This window comes from Flavobacterium sp. AC274, from assembly GCF_979258275.1.
This window is the reverse complement of sequence record NZ_OZ409852.1, coordinates 4,351,011-4,367,822: the sequence shown is the minus strand read 5'-3', so window position 1 is coordinate 4,367,822 and position 16,812 is coordinate 4,351,011. Positions and strand designations below refer to the sequence as shown.

17 protein-coding genes and 3 pseudogenes are annotated in these 16,812 nt (G+C 32.5%); 6 read left to right on the top strand and 14 right to left on the bottom strand.

Annotation, left to right across the window (positions count from 1 at the left end; all coding sequences use genetic code 11):
- Nucleotides 1-84: 84 nt before the first annotated feature.
- From ACZZZT_RS19820 to ACZZZT_RS19805, 4 genes are all read right to left on the bottom strand, one after another.
- On the bottom strand, nucleotides 85-729 hold the full coding sequence (locus ACZZZT_RS19820) for an alpha/beta hydrolase (protein ID WP_463461657.1): 645 nt from the start codon (nucleotides 727-729) through the stop codon (nucleotides 85-87).
- A gap of 200 nt (nucleotides 730-929) precedes the next feature.
- Nucleotides 930-1,256 carry a hypothetical protein gene (locus tag ACZZZT_RS19815; protein ID WP_302095365.1) on the bottom strand — a complete coding sequence of 109 codons (327 nt, stop codon included), beginning with the start codon at nucleotides 1,254-1,256 and terminating at the stop codon, nucleotides 930-932.
- A gap of 5 nt (nucleotides 1,257-1,261) precedes the next feature.
- Nucleotides 1,262-2,518, bottom strand: coding sequence for a dihydroorotase (locus tag ACZZZT_RS19810; protein WP_463461656.1), 1,257 nt, complete (start codon nucleotides 2,516-2,518; stop codon nucleotides 1,262-1,264).
- A gap of 129 nt (nucleotides 2,519-2,647) precedes the next feature.
- Nucleotides 2,648-4,576, bottom strand: coding sequence for a BatA domain-containing protein (locus ACZZZT_RS19805; protein WP_463461655.1), 1,929 nt, complete (start codon nucleotides 4,574-4,576; stop codon nucleotides 2,648-2,650).
- Between the two features lie 293 nt (nucleotides 4,577-4,869).
- On the opposite strand from ACZZZT_RS19805, the gene ACZZZT_RS19800 reads away from it, so the two are divergent.
- Complete coding sequence (locus ACZZZT_RS19800) at nucleotides 4,870-5,982, top strand: lactonase family protein (protein WP_463461654.1); 1,113 nt, start codon at nucleotides 4,870-4,872, stop codon at nucleotides 5,980-5,982.
- An 85-nt stretch (nucleotides 5,983-6,067) separates the two neighbouring features.
- Here ACZZZT_RS19800 and ACZZZT_RS19795 read toward each other — a convergent pair whose 3' ends face one another.
- On the bottom strand, nucleotides 6,068-7,420 hold the full coding sequence (locus tag ACZZZT_RS19795; protein WP_463461653.1) for a DEAD/DEAH box helicase: 1,353 nt from the start codon (nucleotides 7,418-7,420) through the stop codon (nucleotides 6,068-6,070).
- A gap of 241 nt (nucleotides 7,421-7,661) precedes the next feature.
- On the opposite strand from ACZZZT_RS19795, the gene ACZZZT_RS19790 reads away from it, so the two are divergent.
- Entirely contained in the window at nucleotides 7,662-8,276 is a 615-nt protein-coding gene (locus tag ACZZZT_RS19790; protein WP_463461652.1) for a hypothetical protein, read from the top strand.
- Between the two features lie 15 nt (nucleotides 8,277-8,291).
- On the opposite strand, the gene ACZZZT_RS19785 is transcribed toward ACZZZT_RS19790, so the two are convergent.
- The 3 genes and pseudogenes from ACZZZT_RS19785 to ACZZZT_RS19775 form a co-directional block, all read right to left on the bottom strand.
- Complete coding sequence (locus ACZZZT_RS19785; RefSeq protein WP_463461651.1) at nucleotides 8,292-9,056, bottom strand: TIGR02757 family protein; 765 nt, start codon at nucleotides 9,054-9,056, stop codon at nucleotides 8,292-8,294.
- A gap of 116 nt (nucleotides 9,057-9,172) precedes the next feature.
- Nucleotides 9,173-9,622: pseudogene (locus ACZZZT_RS19780) on the bottom strand (ABC transporter ATP-binding protein); the annotation flags it as partial.
- A 216-nt stretch (nucleotides 9,623-9,838) separates the two neighbouring features.
- Nucleotides 9,839-10,051: pseudogene (locus ACZZZT_RS19775) on the bottom strand (ATP-binding cassette domain-containing protein); the annotation flags it as partial.
- A gap of 133 nt (nucleotides 10,052-10,184) precedes the next feature.
- On the opposite strand from ACZZZT_RS19775, the gene ACZZZT_RS19770 reads away from it, so the two are divergent.
- From ACZZZT_RS19770 to ACZZZT_RS19760, 3 genes are all read left to right on the top strand, one after another.
- Nucleotides 10,185-10,538: a hypothetical protein gene (locus ACZZZT_RS19770; protein WP_463461650.1), complete on the top strand. Its 354-nt coding sequence runs from the start codon at nucleotides 10,185-10,187 to the stop codon at nucleotides 10,536-10,538.
- Nucleotides 10,535-10,903, top strand: a complete 369-nt coding sequence (locus ACZZZT_RS19765; RefSeq protein ID WP_463461649.1) for a phosphodiester glycosidase family protein — start codon at nucleotides 10,535-10,537, stop codon at nucleotides 10,901-10,903. Before ACZZZT_RS19770 ends, ACZZZT_RS19765 begins: the two co-directional genes overlap by 4 nt.
- 96 nt (nucleotides 10,904-10,999) lie before the next feature.
- A complete protein-coding gene (locus tag ACZZZT_RS19760; RefSeq protein WP_463461648.1) occupies nucleotides 11,000-11,296 on the top strand; it encodes a hypothetical protein in 297 nt (98 codons plus the stop codon).
- On the opposite strand, the gene ACZZZT_RS19755 is transcribed toward ACZZZT_RS19760, so the two are convergent.
- The 6 genes and pseudogenes from ACZZZT_RS19755 to ACZZZT_RS19730 all read right to left on the bottom strand — a co-directional run bounded on the left by ACZZZT_RS19755 (nucleotide 11,293) and on the right by ACZZZT_RS19730 (nucleotide 16,325).
- Nucleotides 11,293-11,595, bottom strand: coding sequence for a DUF6787 family protein (locus tag ACZZZT_RS19755; RefSeq protein ID WP_318803934.1), 303 nt, complete (start codon nucleotides 11,593-11,595; stop codon nucleotides 11,293-11,295). The genes ACZZZT_RS19760 and ACZZZT_RS19755 overlap by 4 nt on opposite strands.
- Nucleotides 11,596-11,627: 32 nt before the next feature.
- The gene (locus ACZZZT_RS19750) at nucleotides 11,628-12,059 is read right to left on the bottom strand and encodes a DUF6146 family protein (protein ID WP_463461647.1); all 432 of its coding nucleotides are present in this window, start codon (nucleotides 12,057-12,059) and stop codon (nucleotides 11,628-11,630) included.
- Nucleotides 12,060-12,264: 205 nt separating this feature from the next.
- Complete coding sequence (locus ACZZZT_RS19745; RefSeq protein WP_302095372.1) at nucleotides 12,265-12,828, bottom strand: hypothetical protein; 564 nt, start codon at nucleotides 12,826-12,828, stop codon at nucleotides 12,265-12,267.
- A gap of 105 nt (nucleotides 12,829-12,933) precedes the next feature.
- A complete protein-coding gene (locus ACZZZT_RS19740; RefSeq protein WP_463461646.1) occupies nucleotides 12,934-13,884 on the bottom strand; it encodes a D-2-hydroxyacid dehydrogenase in 951 nt (316 codons plus the stop codon).
- A 204-nt stretch (nucleotides 13,885-14,088) separates the two neighbouring features.
- Complete coding sequence (gene serC / locus ACZZZT_RS19735; protein WP_302095374.1) at nucleotides 14,089-15,159, bottom strand: 3-phosphoserine/phosphohydroxythreonine transaminase; 1,071 nt, start codon at nucleotides 15,157-15,159, stop codon at nucleotides 14,089-14,091.
- Between the two features lie 93 nt (nucleotides 15,160-15,252).
- A pseudogene (locus ACZZZT_RS19730) lies at nucleotides 15,253-16,325 on the bottom strand (acyl-CoA reductase).
- 135 nt (nucleotides 16,326-16,460) lie between these two features.
- Between ACZZZT_RS19730 and ACZZZT_RS19725 the strand changes: the two are divergent.
- Nucleotides 16,461-16,811, top strand: coding sequence for a 4Fe-4S dicluster domain-containing protein (locus ACZZZT_RS19725; RefSeq protein ID WP_042564137.1), 351 nt, complete (start codon nucleotides 16,461-16,463; stop codon nucleotides 16,809-16,811).
- The last annotated feature ends 1 nt before the right edge of the window (nucleotide 16,812 follow it).

The window sequence follows — 16,812 nt, the reverse complement described above, 5'->3', positions numbered from 1 at the left end:
AGAATAAATCTAAATAATATATGTAAAAACTTACAAATTGTAATTTAGATTTATTTAAACGCATTCAATTAAAATAAAAAAAAATTATTCCGCCAGCCAATTCTTAAAATCAAAGAAGTTTTGCGGAGCAACACCATGCCCAACAGGATATTCTTTATAAGTAACCGGAATATTTAATTGCTCTAAAACAGCAGGTGTTTTTCTTGCCCATTCGATTGGGATAACCTGATCTACAGTTCCGTGAGAAGCGAATATTTTTAAGTTTTTGAAGTCGTTTTTCTCGAAACCATCTTTGATAATTTCATGGTTAAAATAACCACTCATCGCTACAACTCTCTGTACTTTTTCAGGATAAGAAAGTGCAACAGAATAGCTTAAAATAGAACCCTGACTAAAACCAACCAACGTTACATTATTAGTATCAATTGGATAATTGGCAACCAATTCATCGATAAATTTTGCTATTACATCACGAGAAGTTTTCGCTTGTTCGTTATCCGAAAATTTATTCTGATCGGCATCAAAATTAATTGCATACCAGGCATAAGCTCCGTATTGTAAATCATAAGGCGCTCTTGCCGAAATGATATAATAATGATCAGGAAGTTCAGTAGCAAACGAAAATAAATCGGCTTCGTTGCTGCCATATCCGTGTAATAAAAGTAAAACAGGATTTTTATCTAAAATTACTTTTGGTTCTTGTATTTTATATTCTAAAGATAAATTCATTCTTTGGAAGTTATGAGTTATAAGTTTTGAGTTATGAGATTCCTTAAAGTTGATATAGTGTAATATAAAATCAGTTTTTATCTGCGTTTTTGCTTGCAAATCCGCGTCATCCGTGTTCAAATTAATACGCTAACAAAAACAGATTCGCTAAAGCGAAAACGCGGATTTTAATTGATTTCTTTTTTGTTGGAATTTAAATTTTACCCAATCGATTTAAACCACTTTTGAAATATATTTCCAACTAAAGGGATCGGTCTCATCTGTCCCTGAATAGCACTGAAAATTCCATAAGTCCATAAAATAGAAATACAAATCCACATTGGGAAAGTGATAAAAAAGCTGTCAAAATTACTGATTATAGCTCCGAAAGAAATAAACGTAAGCGATAAACCTAAAGCCTGACGAATATGAAAAGAAGCAAAACTATTTTTATTTTCAGAGTTCATGGACATTGCAATTAAAACTCCAATAATTAAAATATAACTGGTAATTGCGATTGATTTTCCCTCTTCGATTGAATTATTCATTGTAATTATTTTGTGATAACAAGTTGGTTTTGATTTGAAATTCCGTAGACAGAACCTTTAATTTCAGTTCCTAAAAAGGCAGAATTTTTAGATTTTGAAAGAATATTTTCTTTAGTAAAAGTAGACGTTCCTTCCGGAGTAAAGAAAGTAAAATTAGCTTTTGAACCTTCGGCAATTGAAGTATTTTCAAGACCAAAAACTGTTTTCCCTAAAGTTAATTTTTCAATTACAGTTTCAAGTGGTAAAACGGTTAATAAAGCTCCAAAAGCACTTTCTAAACCAATTGTTCCATTTTTGGCTGTATCAAATTCCATTTTTTTGAATTCAATATCAATTGGATTATGATCTGAAGTAATCATATCGATAGTTCCGTCTAAAACAGCATTTATAAGTGCTTTTCTATCAGCTTCGGTTCTTAAAGGCGGAGTTACTTTAAAACGAGTATCAAAGCCTTCTAATTTTTCATCTGTAAGAACCAAATGATGTACAGCGACGCTACAAGTTACTTGTAAACCTTTTGCTTTTGCTTCTTTAATTAATTCGACCGATTTTGCTGTAGAAATAGTAGGTATATGAAGTTTTCCTCCTGTATATTCTAATAAAAACAAGTTTCTCGAAATTTGCAGTTCTTCGGCCAGAGTCGGAATTCCTTTCAATCCTAATTTTGTAGAAACAATTCCTTCATTCGCAACTCCGTTTCCTTTTATGTTTGGATCTTGTGAATAAGTGATTACCAAACCATCAAAATCCTGAACATATTGCAAAGCGATTTTTAGCAAATTGGCATTGTCAATACTTTTATTATAATCTCCAAAAGCGATCGCTCCGGATTTTTTCATGTCAAATAATTCTGCCATATCTTTTCCTTCACTTGCTTTTGTTAAAGCACCAATTGGAAAAAGTTCTGTAGCAAAACCATTTGCTTTATTTTTTACAAAATTTACCTGCGATTGATTATCGATAACAGGGAAGGAGTTCGGCTGTAAAGCAATTGCCGTAAAACCACTTTTTGCCGCAACGTTCAATCCGTTTGCAATAGTTTCTCTGTCTTCATAACCTGGTTCTCCAAACGAAACGCTGCTGTCAAACCAACCCTGAGAAATATGCAGATTATCTAATTTTACTTCGGTTGAATCATCAATATCAAGAATCGAAGTTCCTATTTTTTCAATTAAACCATCTGAAATTAAAAGATCAACAGTCTGGTTATGAAACGGACTTTTTGAATCTATAATTTTGGCGCTTCTGATGATTATTTTCATATGTAGATTTTTTTTATTCAAACATTAAATGTTTTATTTCTGCCATTAAGGAATTAAGTTAGATTAAGAAGTACTAAAACTTTATTATCTTAATCTCTTAATGGTTCAAAAAAAGTAAAACGTTATGTTTTACTTTACAAATTTGATGATCGCCATTTCTAATGCTAAAAATAACAGTGCAAAGATAACAAACCATTTCCAAATTTGGCTGTCAGTTCGCTCAGTTTGTAGCGTGTTAAAAATGGTCGAAAGAGTATCTGCAGTTTTAAAATCTGAAACTACGTTTGTATTTACCTGATTTAAATCGCTTTCACTTCTTTTATAATTAAAACTCAGGTTTTCGACTGATTCTTTTTTATCAAAAACGCTATAATTTCCCGAAGTTTCAGGAAAATCATTGAATGTTAGTTTAACTTTATTATTCAATATTTGCTGGATCGGAATAAACGAATCATCATTTCCTTTTACTTCTAAAATGGCGTCTTTGCTCAATAAAACATCAACAAAATAAGGCTGATTGTTGCCAATCGTTAAAGCGTTTACACCTGTTTTTTGATTATTTTGTCCCATTTTATAAAAAAGCGGAACAATTAAAGGTGATTGCTGAAAATTTGAATTTGTTGTATTTATAGGTGCCGAAAAAATAGTAATTCCAGAAACAGGATTTTGAATCATTGTTACAAATACACTTTGATCTTCATAAGATAGAACGGCGGGATACGCATTTGAAATATCAAATGATTTACTTGTTTTCGGATATTGAAAATTAGTAATTTTATTTTCGAAAACGCCTGAAAACAAGGGATGATCAAAGTTGATTTTGGTGATTAATTTGTCTTTGTTTTCAAGGTTTTTAAACAGAATTTTTCCAAAATTGCCTAAAAAAGTATTCAGGTTTGAAATGGAACTTTTCTCAGCAGGAATCACAACCAGATTTCCACCTTTTGAGACAAAGGCCTTTAAAGTGGTTTGTAAAGCCTGAGGAACTTCAATTAATTCATTCAGAATAATAGTGTTTTGTTTTTCTAAGCTATTATAATCTAAACTACTGATAGAATAATTACTGTAATTGAATTCGGCAGAAGTATAAATTCTGGATAAGAAATTACTTTTTTCAGGTTCGCCAATGCTAATTACATTTGTTTTTTTAGCTTTTGAAATGCTGAAATAAAGTTTGTTGTCGTAAGTAAGGCCATTATCTTCAATGGTAACATATCCGTGAAAAGCTTCTTTTGGAATCGTAAAATTGATTTTCTTTTTCTTCGAATCAAAATTAATTATCGTTTTGGCAATCAATTTTTTCTGATTGTACAATGCCATCGAAATGGGTTTAAAATCTTCACCGTAAGCAGACAAATTAATACCTATTTCGTAGAAATTTTCTAAAGTCTGATTGATGAAAACACTGTCAATCGAAACGTTGTTTTTTTGTTCGGCTTCCGGAATTATGAAATACGGCTTTTCTTCGCTATCAATATTTTTTACATCTTTTTCTGCTAAACCAACAGCATCTGTAATAATAACAATGTCTTTTTTATGTGCCGATTTATGGGCTTTTATTTTCGCCATTATTGACGAAAGTTCAAAAGGTGTTGCGCTGTATTTTAAGTTTTGTAAAGAATTTTTAGAGGCTTTAATATCTGTATTCCAAAAATTTTCGGTGTTTGTTAACAACGAAAATTGTGCAGTTTCGGGCGTGTTTTCCAATAATTCCTGAACGGCACGTTTTAATAGTTCCCCTTTTTTTCCTTTTGCCTGCATACTAAACGAATTGTCTAAAACAATGTACATTTCGTTTGTTGCATTTTTGCTGTCTTTGGCTTCAAAAAATGGCTGTGCAAAGGCTAAAATTACACATGTAAGTAACAATAAACGTGTCGCTAATAATAGTCTTTTTTTGATTTTAGAACTTTTTCGTGTTTGTACGGCAAGTTCTTTAAGGAAACGGACGTTTGTAAAAAAAGAGGTTTTAAAACGTCGTAATTGAAACAAATGAACCAAAATAGGAACAATCAATAAAAAGAGAAAGTATAGAATTTCGGGCTGTTTAAAGTGCATTCTGGCTTTGATTTACTTCGCTACGTTTTGTTTTTCGCGGAGATATTGGTCAAAAATACAAATTTTTAGTTAAACCTTACAGGGATATTTTTTAAACCATATAAGTAATATAAGATATCATAAGTAAAGCTTCATTATGAGTCAATTAAATGAACTTATCTATCTTATATGGTGAAAAAACACAAATCCCAGTTTAAAAAATGTAACTTTTGGAATTTCATTTGTAACAAAAAAGAAACTTTGTAATAAGAATATTCAGTATTTTAGCTAATTCAAAAAACTATAAAAAAACTATGAAAAGATTGTATATTTTGCTTTTTTCAATTTTAGCTTTTACGAATATGGAAGCACAAAATAAATTTAATTTATTGGTAGGAACCTATACCAATACTTGCGATAGTAAAGGAATTTACGTTTACGATTTTGATGCTAACTCAGGAGATTTTAAATTAAAAAATTCTACAGAAAAAGTGGTGAGTCCAAGCTATTTATCAGTTTCTGCAAATAATAAATTTATTTATGCGGTAAACGAAAACGGAACTCAAAGTTCGGTAAGTGCATTTGGCTACGATTCAAAAACCGGTAAACTTAAATTATTAAATACAAATGCTTCATTAGGAGCAGATCCTTGTCATTTAATCAATGATGATAAAAATGTAATTATTGCTAATTATTCCGGCGGAAGTATTGCTGTTTTTAAAAAGAATGCTGATGGCAGTATAACAGAAGCACAGCAATTAATTCAGCATGAAGGAAAAGGACCAAATGCAGCGCGTCAGGAAAAAGCGCACGTGCATATGGTAGTTTTTTCTCCGGATAAACAATTTGTTTTATCGAATGATTTAGGGCAGGATAAGGTTTTTATTTACAAATACAATGCAGCTTCAAAACATGAAATCCTGACTTTAAAAGGAACTGTTGATGTAAAAGCAGGAAGTGGGCCAAGACATTTAACGTTCAGCAAAGACGGAAAGTTTGTTTATCTGGTTCAGGAATTGGATGGCACTTTGACAACTTTTAGTTATGATAAAACCGGAAATCTAAAATTAATTGCCGAAACTAGTATTCTTGCAAAAGGTTTTACCGGAGGAACTGGTGCAGCGGCAATAAAAATTTCACCTGACGGAAAATTTTTGTACGTAACTGATCGAGTTGATGCTAACAATATTTCGGTTTATAAAATTCTTAAAAATGGAAATATTGAATTGGTTGAACAACAAAGCACTTTAGGAAAAGGGCCAAGAGATTTTGCAATTGATCCTACGGGAAATTTCCTTTTAGTTGGACATCAATATACAAACGATATTATCATTTTTAAAAGAGATAAAATCACTGGAAAACTTAAAAATACCGGAAAAAAGATCGAATTGTGTTCGCCGGTAGGATTGATTTTTACGAAGATATAGATTTAAGAAATTCCAATAAAAAAATTCCAAATTCCAAACGTTGCTAACAATTGGAATTTGGAATTTTTTTATTGGAATTTATATTTTACTTGTCCTTATCTTTTCTTTTCTTATCTCTCGTTTTCAACATGTTTCTGTTGACAGAACCGTGTGTTTTCTTTTTTGTTTTTGAAGGCCCTCCAAGATTGACTTTCTTATTTTTTTTAGCCTTATCATGAAAAGCACCTTCACCGTCCAGTTTTACTTTTTTCATTAAAAACTTAATTGGCTGTTTGTCTTTTTCAGGTTCGATTAATTTGGCTGAAATTTCGACTTCTTCAGGAAATTCTGCTATTTCAAGTTCCTGATTCATTAAAACTTCCACTTCCACTTTAAATTCTTCTTCACGAGGAGTGATAAAACTAATTGCAGTTCCTGTTGCATCTGCACGACCTGTACGACCAATTCTGTGCATATATAATTCAGGAAATTCCGGAAGTTCAAAGTTGATAACGTGAGAGATATTCGAAATATCCAAACCTCTCGCCATAATATCAGTTGTAATTAATCCGCGAAGATTTCCTTCCTGAAATTCAGCCATTGTACTCAAACGATAATTTTGAGACTTATTCGAGTGGATTACTCCAAATTGTCCTTCAAAATGTTCTTCAATTCGCGTATGAAGCATGTCTGAAATCTTTTTATTATTAACGAAAACCAAAACACGTTCCATGTTTTCGTTTGTTTCTAATAAATGTTTTAACAGGTTTACTTTTGTGTTAAAATTAGGAACGTTATAAGTAATTTGAGTAATATTTTCAAGCGGAGTTCCTGAAGCAGCAAGTGTAACTTCTTCCGGAAAATCAAAAAAATCATTTAAAACAGCATCTACTTCATCCGTCATAGTTGCAGAGAATAAAATGTTCTGACGTTTGGTTTTCATCATCGCCAAAAGTGCTGTCAATTGCGTACGGAAACCTAAATTTAGCATTTCGTCAAACTCGTCAATAACTAATTTTTGAGTTTCATCAAAACGAACTACAGCATCAAGTGCCAAATCCATCATTCTACCCGGAGTTCCAACTAAAACGTCAACTCCTTCATAAACAGCTTTTTTTTGTGTATTGATGTTTACACCACCAAAAATACCAAGCGTACTAACCGACATATATTTGGTTAATTTCTCGATTTCATCTACAACCTGAACTACTAATTCACGCGTTGGAACCAGAATTACAATTTTTGGCGTATTGGTTGGGGTAAATTTGTATAATTTTAAAAGAGGCAATAAATATGCAAATGTTTTACCGGTTCCGGTTTGCGCAATTCCCATCATATCGCGACCTGACATAATCACAGAAAAGGATTTTTCCTGAATAGGAGTTGGCGTAACAAATCCTAATTCGTCGATTGCTTTTTGTACTGATTTTGGAAGATTGAATTTTTCGAAAGTGCTCATTTACATTAAATTTTGTGCAAAGGTACACTAAAATGGCGGTTAGATTGCTAAAATTTTCGAATCATCTCATAATCAAGTGATTTAAATCGTTGGTTGTTAGGTATAAAACCCTTCAAAAACTATATTTATTGATGAATTTAAAGCTTAAATGAAAAAATAAAAAGTATCCATTAAATGATTGGTAATTTCTTTTTGAATATTTTTGAAAAAACTGGAACAAAATCTTCTTATATAAAATACAATGGCAACATTTTCGCAAACAAATATAAAATGCAAAGACGTAGAAACGGTATTGGCAGAGTTAAAAAAGTACTTGCCGACAGGCAGAGAGATCTGGCTTGACACAAGAAAGGAATGGTTTTATAATCTGCCACACGATGAAAATTTATCTGAAGAGAAAAACATAACTCTTGTAATTTCAAAAAACCTGAGTAAAGACTGGGTTGAAGTTGAGTTTGACTTTCAGGGTAATTTATATTTATATGACGAAATTTTAAGGCGTATTTCAAAAAATCTGGAGACGGATATTTTGTTAGCTTATTACCAGTCTACATCTGGAGATGGAAGATTGGCAAAATTTAAAAATGGACAATTGGAATTGTCTTTCTATGAAAAATCATTTTATTATAAATTTCATAGTGATGATTCTCCCCCTATAGACAGACTTTATCTTGCAGACAATTTTGGAGTTATGAATTCTAATATTGAAATGATTAAAAATGCAAAAGTGGGAGAAGATTCTGGATTGATTGAATACGATCTTATAAATGAGTTTTATAAATCAGGAGGTTGGGTGCCTGATTTACATGGAGATTTTTCAAATGAAGATTATTTACATGTAGAACAATTAAAATAATTTTCGGTTTTAAAATTAAAATCCTTCAAAAACACCCAAACCAAACAAAGCAAAATCATATTTTACAGGATCATTAGCGTCCATTTTGCGAAGCTGTAAGTCTAGTTCTGCCAATGCTTTTCCGTCGTTTTGCTTTCGCGAAAGTATTCCAAGTTTGCGGGCTACGTTGCCGGAATGAACATCAAGCGGGCAAGATAATGCGGCTGGCGAAATGGTTTTCCAAATTCCTAAATCGACTCCTTTTGTATCCTGACGAACCATCCAGCGCAAATACATGTTGATTCTTTTTGCTGCGGAATTATTTAAGGGATCTGAAATATGTTTTTGTGTTCTTGGCAAATGATCGATTTCGAAGAATATTTTTTTGAATTCGCTGATACTTTTCTGTAAACTGTCTTTTTCCTGATTTTTGGCGAAAACAATTTCTAAGCCGCCATGATTTTTATAAATGTGCTGTAAACCTTTTATAAAACCACTAAAATCTTTTCCGTTGAAGGTACGATGTACAAAATTTTCGAGACGTTCCAGATCGTTTTCAGAGTGTGACATAATGAAATCATAAGGCGTGTTACCCATTAATTCCATCATTTGATGTGAGTTTTTGATGATCATTTTGCGGTTCCCCCAAGCAATTGTTGCGCTTAAAAAACCGGCAATTTCAATATCTTCTTTTTGCGAAAATAAATGCGGAATCTGTACAGGATCACTTTCTATAAAATCCTGATTGTTATATTGAATGACTTTTTCGTCAAGAAATTCTTTGAGTTCTTTTTTGTTCATGTTGAAATGAATGTTCTTGTTTATTCGGGTGCCCTAGCCCTGATGGGAGGGAAAATCCTTTTGTGCCGGGGTTCGGCACAAAAGATTGGAAGGACAGCAGGAAATAGCTCCTAATCCTAATTACTAATCTGTCCGTCGACCATTACGAGTTTTCTATCAGCCATATTGGCCAATTCTTCATTATGGGTTACGATTACAAAGGTTTGTCCGAATTCGTCGCGAAGCTGAAAAAATAACTGATGTAAATTTTCGGCAGATTGTGTGTCGAGATTTCCGGAAGGTTCATCGGCAAAAATAACATCTGGTTTGTTGATTAAAGCTCTTGCTACGGCAACTCTTTGTTGTTCTCCGCCCGAAAGTTCGTTTGGCTTGTGATTGATTCTATGTGATAAACCTAAATATTCCAACAGTTTTTTTGCTTCTTTTTCAGCTTCTGCTTTTGATTTATTGGCCATAAAAGCGGGAATACAAACATTTTCCAAAGCTGTGAATTCAGGTAATAATTGATGAAACTGAAAGATAAAACCAAGATTTAAATTTCTGAAATTGGATAAGGTTTTGTCTTTTTTGCTTTTCTTTTTGAAATATCGGGTGTAATAAATTATCATGGAAATAATAGGTAATAACAGAATACCAGCTGTTATTAACCTTAAATTATCATCGTAGATTTTAGCTCTGAAAAACAAAAAACAAACGATCAGAATTATAACGTAAATGAAACCAGTCCAGGTAATAATCTTGAATGTTTTTTCTTCTTTTGAATTGTCAGTTTCTACATCTTGTAATTTTAATACATTCTCGCCGTTGATACTTAATGATGATTCAGTATTTATTTCGGGTTTATCTAAGGTTCCTAAAATTTGTAATAAAGTAGTTTTTCCGGCACCGGAAGCACCAACAATCGAAACAATTTCTCCTTTTTTAATATGTAAATCAACTCCTTTTAAAACCTCGAGTTTATCGTAGAATTTATGTATGTTTTTTGCGTGTATCATTTTGAAACTGTTTCTACAAAGAAACAAAGATTCTGCCGATATTAAAATGTGTTGTAACAGAATTTTATGAAGAATACAATTTGTGAGATTATTGAATTTATTATTTTACATTTATGATAAAATATTTAAGGAAATGAAGGTAAAAATTCGACTGATTGTATTTATAATTACAATTCTAACCCTATTTGTTAGTTGGAAGGCATGCTATGAGGATAAGTTTGTAGTCTATAAAGTAGATTTGAAAAAACAGGATTTAAGGCTGTATTGGAAAAATGAAAAAGGAGAAAATTTCGGAAGTATTCAAAATCTGAAAAACTGGGTTGAAATGAATAATTTGAAACTTGGGTTTGCAATGAATGCCGGAATGTATAAAACAGATCATTCGCCTCAGGGTTTGTATATTGAAAAGAGAAAAACTTTATCAATATTGGATACGACTAAAGCTACAGGAAATTTTTACTTGAAACCAAACGGCGTGTTTTTTTGAAAAATAATAAAACGGCTGAAATTTGTACGACAGAAAAATTTAAAAATGACAAGAATATTGCATATGCAACACAGTCTGGTCCAATGTTAATTATTGACGGTCAGATTCATCCAGAATTTAAAGTAGGTTCTAAAAATTTGAATATAAGAAACGGAGTTGGTATTCTGCCGGATGGAAAGGTTGTTTTTGTGTTATCTAAAGAAGAGGTTAATTTTTATGATTTTGCAGTCTATTTTAAAGATTTGGGATGTAAAAACGCCCTGTTTTTAGACGGATTTGTTTCGAGAGCTTATATACCGTCAGAAAACTGGATTCAGACCGATGGTAATTTTGGTGCATTATTTGCAGTAACAGATAAGAAGTAAAAAGTTACTAGTGGTAATTAAGAAAAAAATAGCGGTTAAAAATAAATTTACTTAGTGAATTATTTTTAAATTCGATTAATCTCTAAATAAAACAAAATGCAGGATTTGAATGTTGCGAATGACGAAAGAATGAGAAAGCTTCTTTTAGGGCTTCTTTTTGATGGTATCGGAATGATTTCATTTTCGATTCCGGTACTTGGTGAATTTTCAGATGTAATCTGGGCGCCAATTGCGGCTTTTATTATGAGCAGAATGTACAAAGGAACAGTAGGGAAGGTTGCCGGTTTTTTGACTTTTGTTGAAGAAATAATTCCGTTTACAGATATAATTCCATCATTTACAATTACGTGGATTTACACTTATTTTTTTCAAAAGACCAATGAAGATGTTTAGTCTTTAAACATAAATCCCAATCCCATACTTTTAAGCATTCTTTTTTCGAAAGCCCAAAAGAAACGAAATTGTCCAAAAACAGTTCCAATAGCAACCAATAAAACCTGATAAATTGGGAAAATAATAATTAGCCTAATTAAAGTAAACCAACCTCCAAAATCTTCTTTTGTAATGCCTAACCATACACAAAAAGGTTTAGATAACCATGCAGATGCCGATCCGGTGATGGCAAAAACGATAAATATGATGACCAATTGAAAATTTGAGGTGATGCCCCAACGTTGCTTTAATTTATTCATTTTTATTAGTAATGATTACAAATATAGCAACATTATCTTGATGGTACATATCCCCAAAGCTTTTGTTTGTAAGTATTTTGAAAATAAATCATGTAGTTGTAAATTAGATAATTTACCTCGTAACCGTACTTAATAGTCGGGTTGTAATTAATGCTCATTTCATACAAGTCAGGATTGTAGCGTTGTGGTTGTAAAACCCTGTTATTCCATTCTGTAATATACAAATTGTTCTTGTTTTCCAGATAAGACAGGGAATGATAATTTCTAGGAAAAGCTCTCGAAGCCAGCCAGGTACTAAATCCGTTATCAATAATTATGACTTCATATTCGAGAGAATCATTTGCAATTCGAACAGTATCATTTACGGCAACATTTTGTTTTACTACATTATCAGCCGTCTTTTGAGACGTTGAACATGCAATAATCGTAAACAAAACAATTAATATGTAAATGCAGTTTTTCATACCTTAAAGTTACGGATTTTTTTTAAGATGCTATCCCGAGGCTTCGGGACTGAGATTCTAAGATGCTAAGTTTTTTTTGTTACTTAAAAAAAAGCTGTTTGTATTATACAAACAGCTTATAAATATTTCGACAAAGATTTTCACAACCTTTGAGTCTTCGGATCTCAGTCCCGAAGCCTCGGGATAGCATCTTAGCACTTAAAAATTATTTACTCTTAAAAAGTCGCCCAATAAATCCTGAAATCCCACCTTTGCTTTGTGTTACTACCAAAACATCGGCAACATCAACTTTTCCGTCTGCGTTTTGATCTAAGCCAAATTGCATTCCGTATTTAGAAATAGTATCCATAATGCTTGATGCCTGACCACTGTTTCCTGAAATTGAACTGATGATATCCGAAATTTGAAAACCACTATCATTTGGGTCTTTTGCTTTATTTACTAAAGAATTTAAAACTTGTGGAATCATACTCGCCGCAACACCGGAAGAAGCTTCACTGCTTAAACCAAATTTTTGGCCCAGACTTCCTGATAATTGCTGCGTAATTTGCTGAACAATCGGATTAGAACTGTCTATTGATGATTTTCCACTAAACAGACCAGCTAATTGTTCTGCACCACCTTCTGAAGCAATTTTTTGCAATCCAGCAAAAATAGAATTACTTGTTTCATTTACAACGGCCTCGTTGTGTTCATTTGGGACTGCATTGTTTTTTACAATGGCATCACCTCCGTATTGTTGTACTAACTGCGTTAATTGTTCAAACATGATATTTAAAGTTTAAAATTACACAACAAAATTAATAAAAAAGAAAGGGATTTACTACAAAAAAATGCAGTAAATCCCTCTAAAGTTAATCTTTTTATTTTATAATTAGCTCAACAAAGAAATAATTTGTGAGGCTAATTCAGTACCAATTCTGTCTTGTGTTTCTCCTGTTGCAGCTCCAATGTGTGGAGTCAACGAAATTTTAGTATGCATTAAGATTGCCATTTCTGGTTTTGGCTCGCTTTCAAAAACGTCTAAACCAGCAAAAGCAACTTTTCCTGAATCTAAAGCTTTTACTAAAGCAACTTCATCAATAACACCACCACGAGCACAGTTTACGATTCCAACACCGTCTTTCATGATTGCTAATTCTTTCTCTCCAATGATGTAACCATCCTGAGCAGGAACGTGTAATGTAATGAAATCAGCTTCTTTAAACAATGATTCTAATGATTGAGAAACAACTGTCGTAGTGATAGACTGGCCATCAAAAAACTCTACTTTAATATCTACAGATGGAATAAAACTATCTGCAGCGATAACTTTCATACCCAAACCAAGCGCCATTTTTGCAGTAGCCTGACCAATACGGCCAATACCAACAATACCAAGAGTTTTTCCTCTTAATTCAACTCCGTTTGCGTAAGCTTTTTTCAAACCGTCAAAGTTTGAATCTCCTTCAAGAGGCATATTTCTGTTAGAATCATGTAAAAAACGAACACCAGAAAATAAGTGTCCAAATACCAACTCAGCAACAGATTCTGATGAAGAAGCCGGTGTATTAATTACGTGAATTCCTTTGCTTTTTGCATAATCAACATCGATATTATCCATACCAACACCACCACGACCAATAATTTTTAATCCAGGGCAAGCATCAATAATATCTTTACGAACTTTGGTTGCACTACGAACCAAAACAACGTCTACATTGTTTTCATTAACAAAATTAGCCACTTGTTCCTGAGCTACTTTTGTAGTTATAACTTCAAATCCACCTTTTTCTAAAGCCAGAATTCCACTTTTAGAAATTCCATCATTCGCTAATACTTTCATTTTAGTTTATGTGTTTATTTGGTTAATCGTTAAATCGTAAGATTCGTTAATTAACATATGTGATATTTTTTCTTTTTTGTTTAGGAGCTAATCCCGCTATCCGTTCCAATCTTTTATTTTTTTAAAGAAAAAAACAAAAGGATTTCCACTTCTATCGGGGCTAAAAATCCCGTATTCATTATAAATTTTCGTGTAAACTGAAAACTAAACTTTAGCTTCCAAAGCTTTCATTACATCTACTAAAACCTGAACACTTTCGATAGGCATAGCATTGTAAATAGAAGCTCTGTAACCACCCACAGAACGGTGTCCTGGTAATCCTGAAATTCCTGCGGCTTTCCATAAAGCATCAAAAGTTTCTGTGTGATCAGCGTTGTTTAGCAAGAAAGTAACATTCATTTTAGAACGATCTTCTACAGCTGCAGCACCTTTAAATAATGGGTTTCTGTCAATTTCAGTATAAAGTAAATCTGCTTTTGCATCGTTTAATTTTTCAACAGCAGCAACTCCACCTTTTTCCTTAATCCATTGTAAGGTTAATAAAGAAACGTAAACAGCAAAAACCGGAGGTGTATTGTACATGCTTTCTCCTTTAATATGTTTAGCATAATCTAACATACTAGGAATTGTTCTTCCGTTTTTCTCTAAGATTTCTTCTTTAATAACTACAAGAGTAGTTCCAGCAGGTCCCATATTTTTTTGAGCTCCGGCATAGATTAAATCAAATTTAGAGAAATCCAAATTGCGTGAAAATATATCAGAACTCATATCGCAAACAACAGGTACGTTTGTTGCTGGAAATTCTTTCATTTGAGTTCCAAAAATGGTATTGTTACTTGTACAGTGAAAATAATCTGCATCACTTGGTATTGTGTATCCTTTTGGAATATGGTTGTAATTTTCTTCTTTTGAAGAAGCTACAACAACAGTTTCTCCAAAGTACTTAGCTTCTTTTATAGCAGCTGTTGCCCATGTTCCTGAATCTAAATAAGCAGCTTTACCGTTTTCTTTCATTAAATTATAGGGAGCCATTAAGAATGCTGTACTTGCGCCACCTTGTAAAAATAATGCCTGATATCCTTTTCCCTGAAGTCCTAAAAGTTCTAAAGCAAGGGAGCGAGCTTCTTCCATTACTGCAACGAAATCTTTGCTTCGGTGCGAAATTTCCAGAATAGAAAGTCCTGAATCATTAAAATTTAATATTGCTTTTGATGCCTTCTCAAAAACTTCTTGAGGTAAGATACTTGGTCCTGCGCTGTAGTTGTGTTTTTTCATGGTTGTTGTTAATAGTCGGAAATTTTAAAGATGCAAATTTCGGCAATAGGAGCTGAAAAAGCGATAAATTATTCGAAATAATTAAACATTTTTTTACTTTGTTGTTAACAAAAACGTTATAGTATCAACGTTATCTGCATAATCCCACAATTGAGGATTTTGTGTTTCTCCGAACGGAATACTATTTTTAATTAAATCGTTGCTTACGATGCATTGAATTTGTTCGGAATCAGTTGTAAGACGACTTTGCAGATCTTCGATGTTTTCATAAAATTCATAAAAAACACTGGAAATAGGAGAGGCGTAACTCGAATCTTCTTTTAAAGTAAGAAAACCATTGTCTAGTAATTTGAAGTTACTCATTAAAAAAACTGCTTTATTGTAATCGTAATTATTAGCATATTTTTCGTAGTGAATAACATCCTGATATTTGAAAATAGCCTGAAAAAAGCATCAAAAGAATAGCCTTTTGGAACAAAAAGTTTAGAAACATTGCGACATCCCAAACCAAAATACCTGAAAATATCTTCACCCAGCGCTTCTAATTGTTCATGTGTTTCTTTTCCGTTTAAAACAGCAGCCGAATTTCTATTTTTTCGAATGATTGATGGTTTATCTTTAAAGTAATATTCAAAATATCTGGCTGTATTATTGCTTCCGGTAGCGATTACGGTATCAAATTTTTCCAATTTACCTTCTACAAAAGTGATCTTGTCTTTTAAGCTTTCATCAACAGCAATCAAATATTTGGCTAAAAAGGGCAATAAATGCTGATCATTTGAAGAAGTTTTGATTAAAGCTTTATTTCCGGTTATTAAAACGGAAAGAAAATCATGAAAACCTACTAGCGGAATATTTCCGGCTAAAATCAGTGCTACTGTTTTTTCTGTTTTATCGTTTTGAGAAAACTCAGATGAATAGTTTGATAACCATTTGTCGATATTTTGTTCTGTCAGGGCATCTGCCCAGGATTTTATAGCAAAATATACTTGCTCAGGCGTATACCATCCATTATGAGATTGTGATAAAGTGATCAGCTTTTCGAAATCATCAAAAAATAAATCATTATGAAGAACATCTGATTTTTTGATTGTATCCTTTTCAGAAAATTGTTTTAGAAAATTTCCTAATTCAACAAAAACACTTTTTTTTGTTTCTAATGTCATAATGTTTGTTTATGAAGAGTTTTGATTGTAATTTTGCACAAAAATAAGCTATATTAAGTTATAAGACAAAGCAGAATAAAATCTTCACATTATTATTTCTCAACTTGTAACTTTTAACTCATAACCAAGAAAAAAATGGCAATAATTATAACTGACGAATGCATCAATTGTGGGGCTTGCGAACCAGAATGCCCAAATACAGCAATTTATGAAGGTGCCGATGATTGGAGATATAAAGATGGAACGAGTCTTAAAGGAAAAGTAATTTTACCAGACGGAACTGAGGTTGACGCAGATGATGCTCAAACGCCAATTTCTGACGAAGTATATTATATTGTTCCGGGAAAATGTACAGAGTGTAAAGGTTTTCATGATGAGCCTCAATGTGCTGCTGTATGTCCTGTAGATTGTTGTGTACCAGATGATAACCACGTAGAAGATGAAGAAACCTTGTTGAACAGACAAGCGTTTTTACACGGAGAATAAT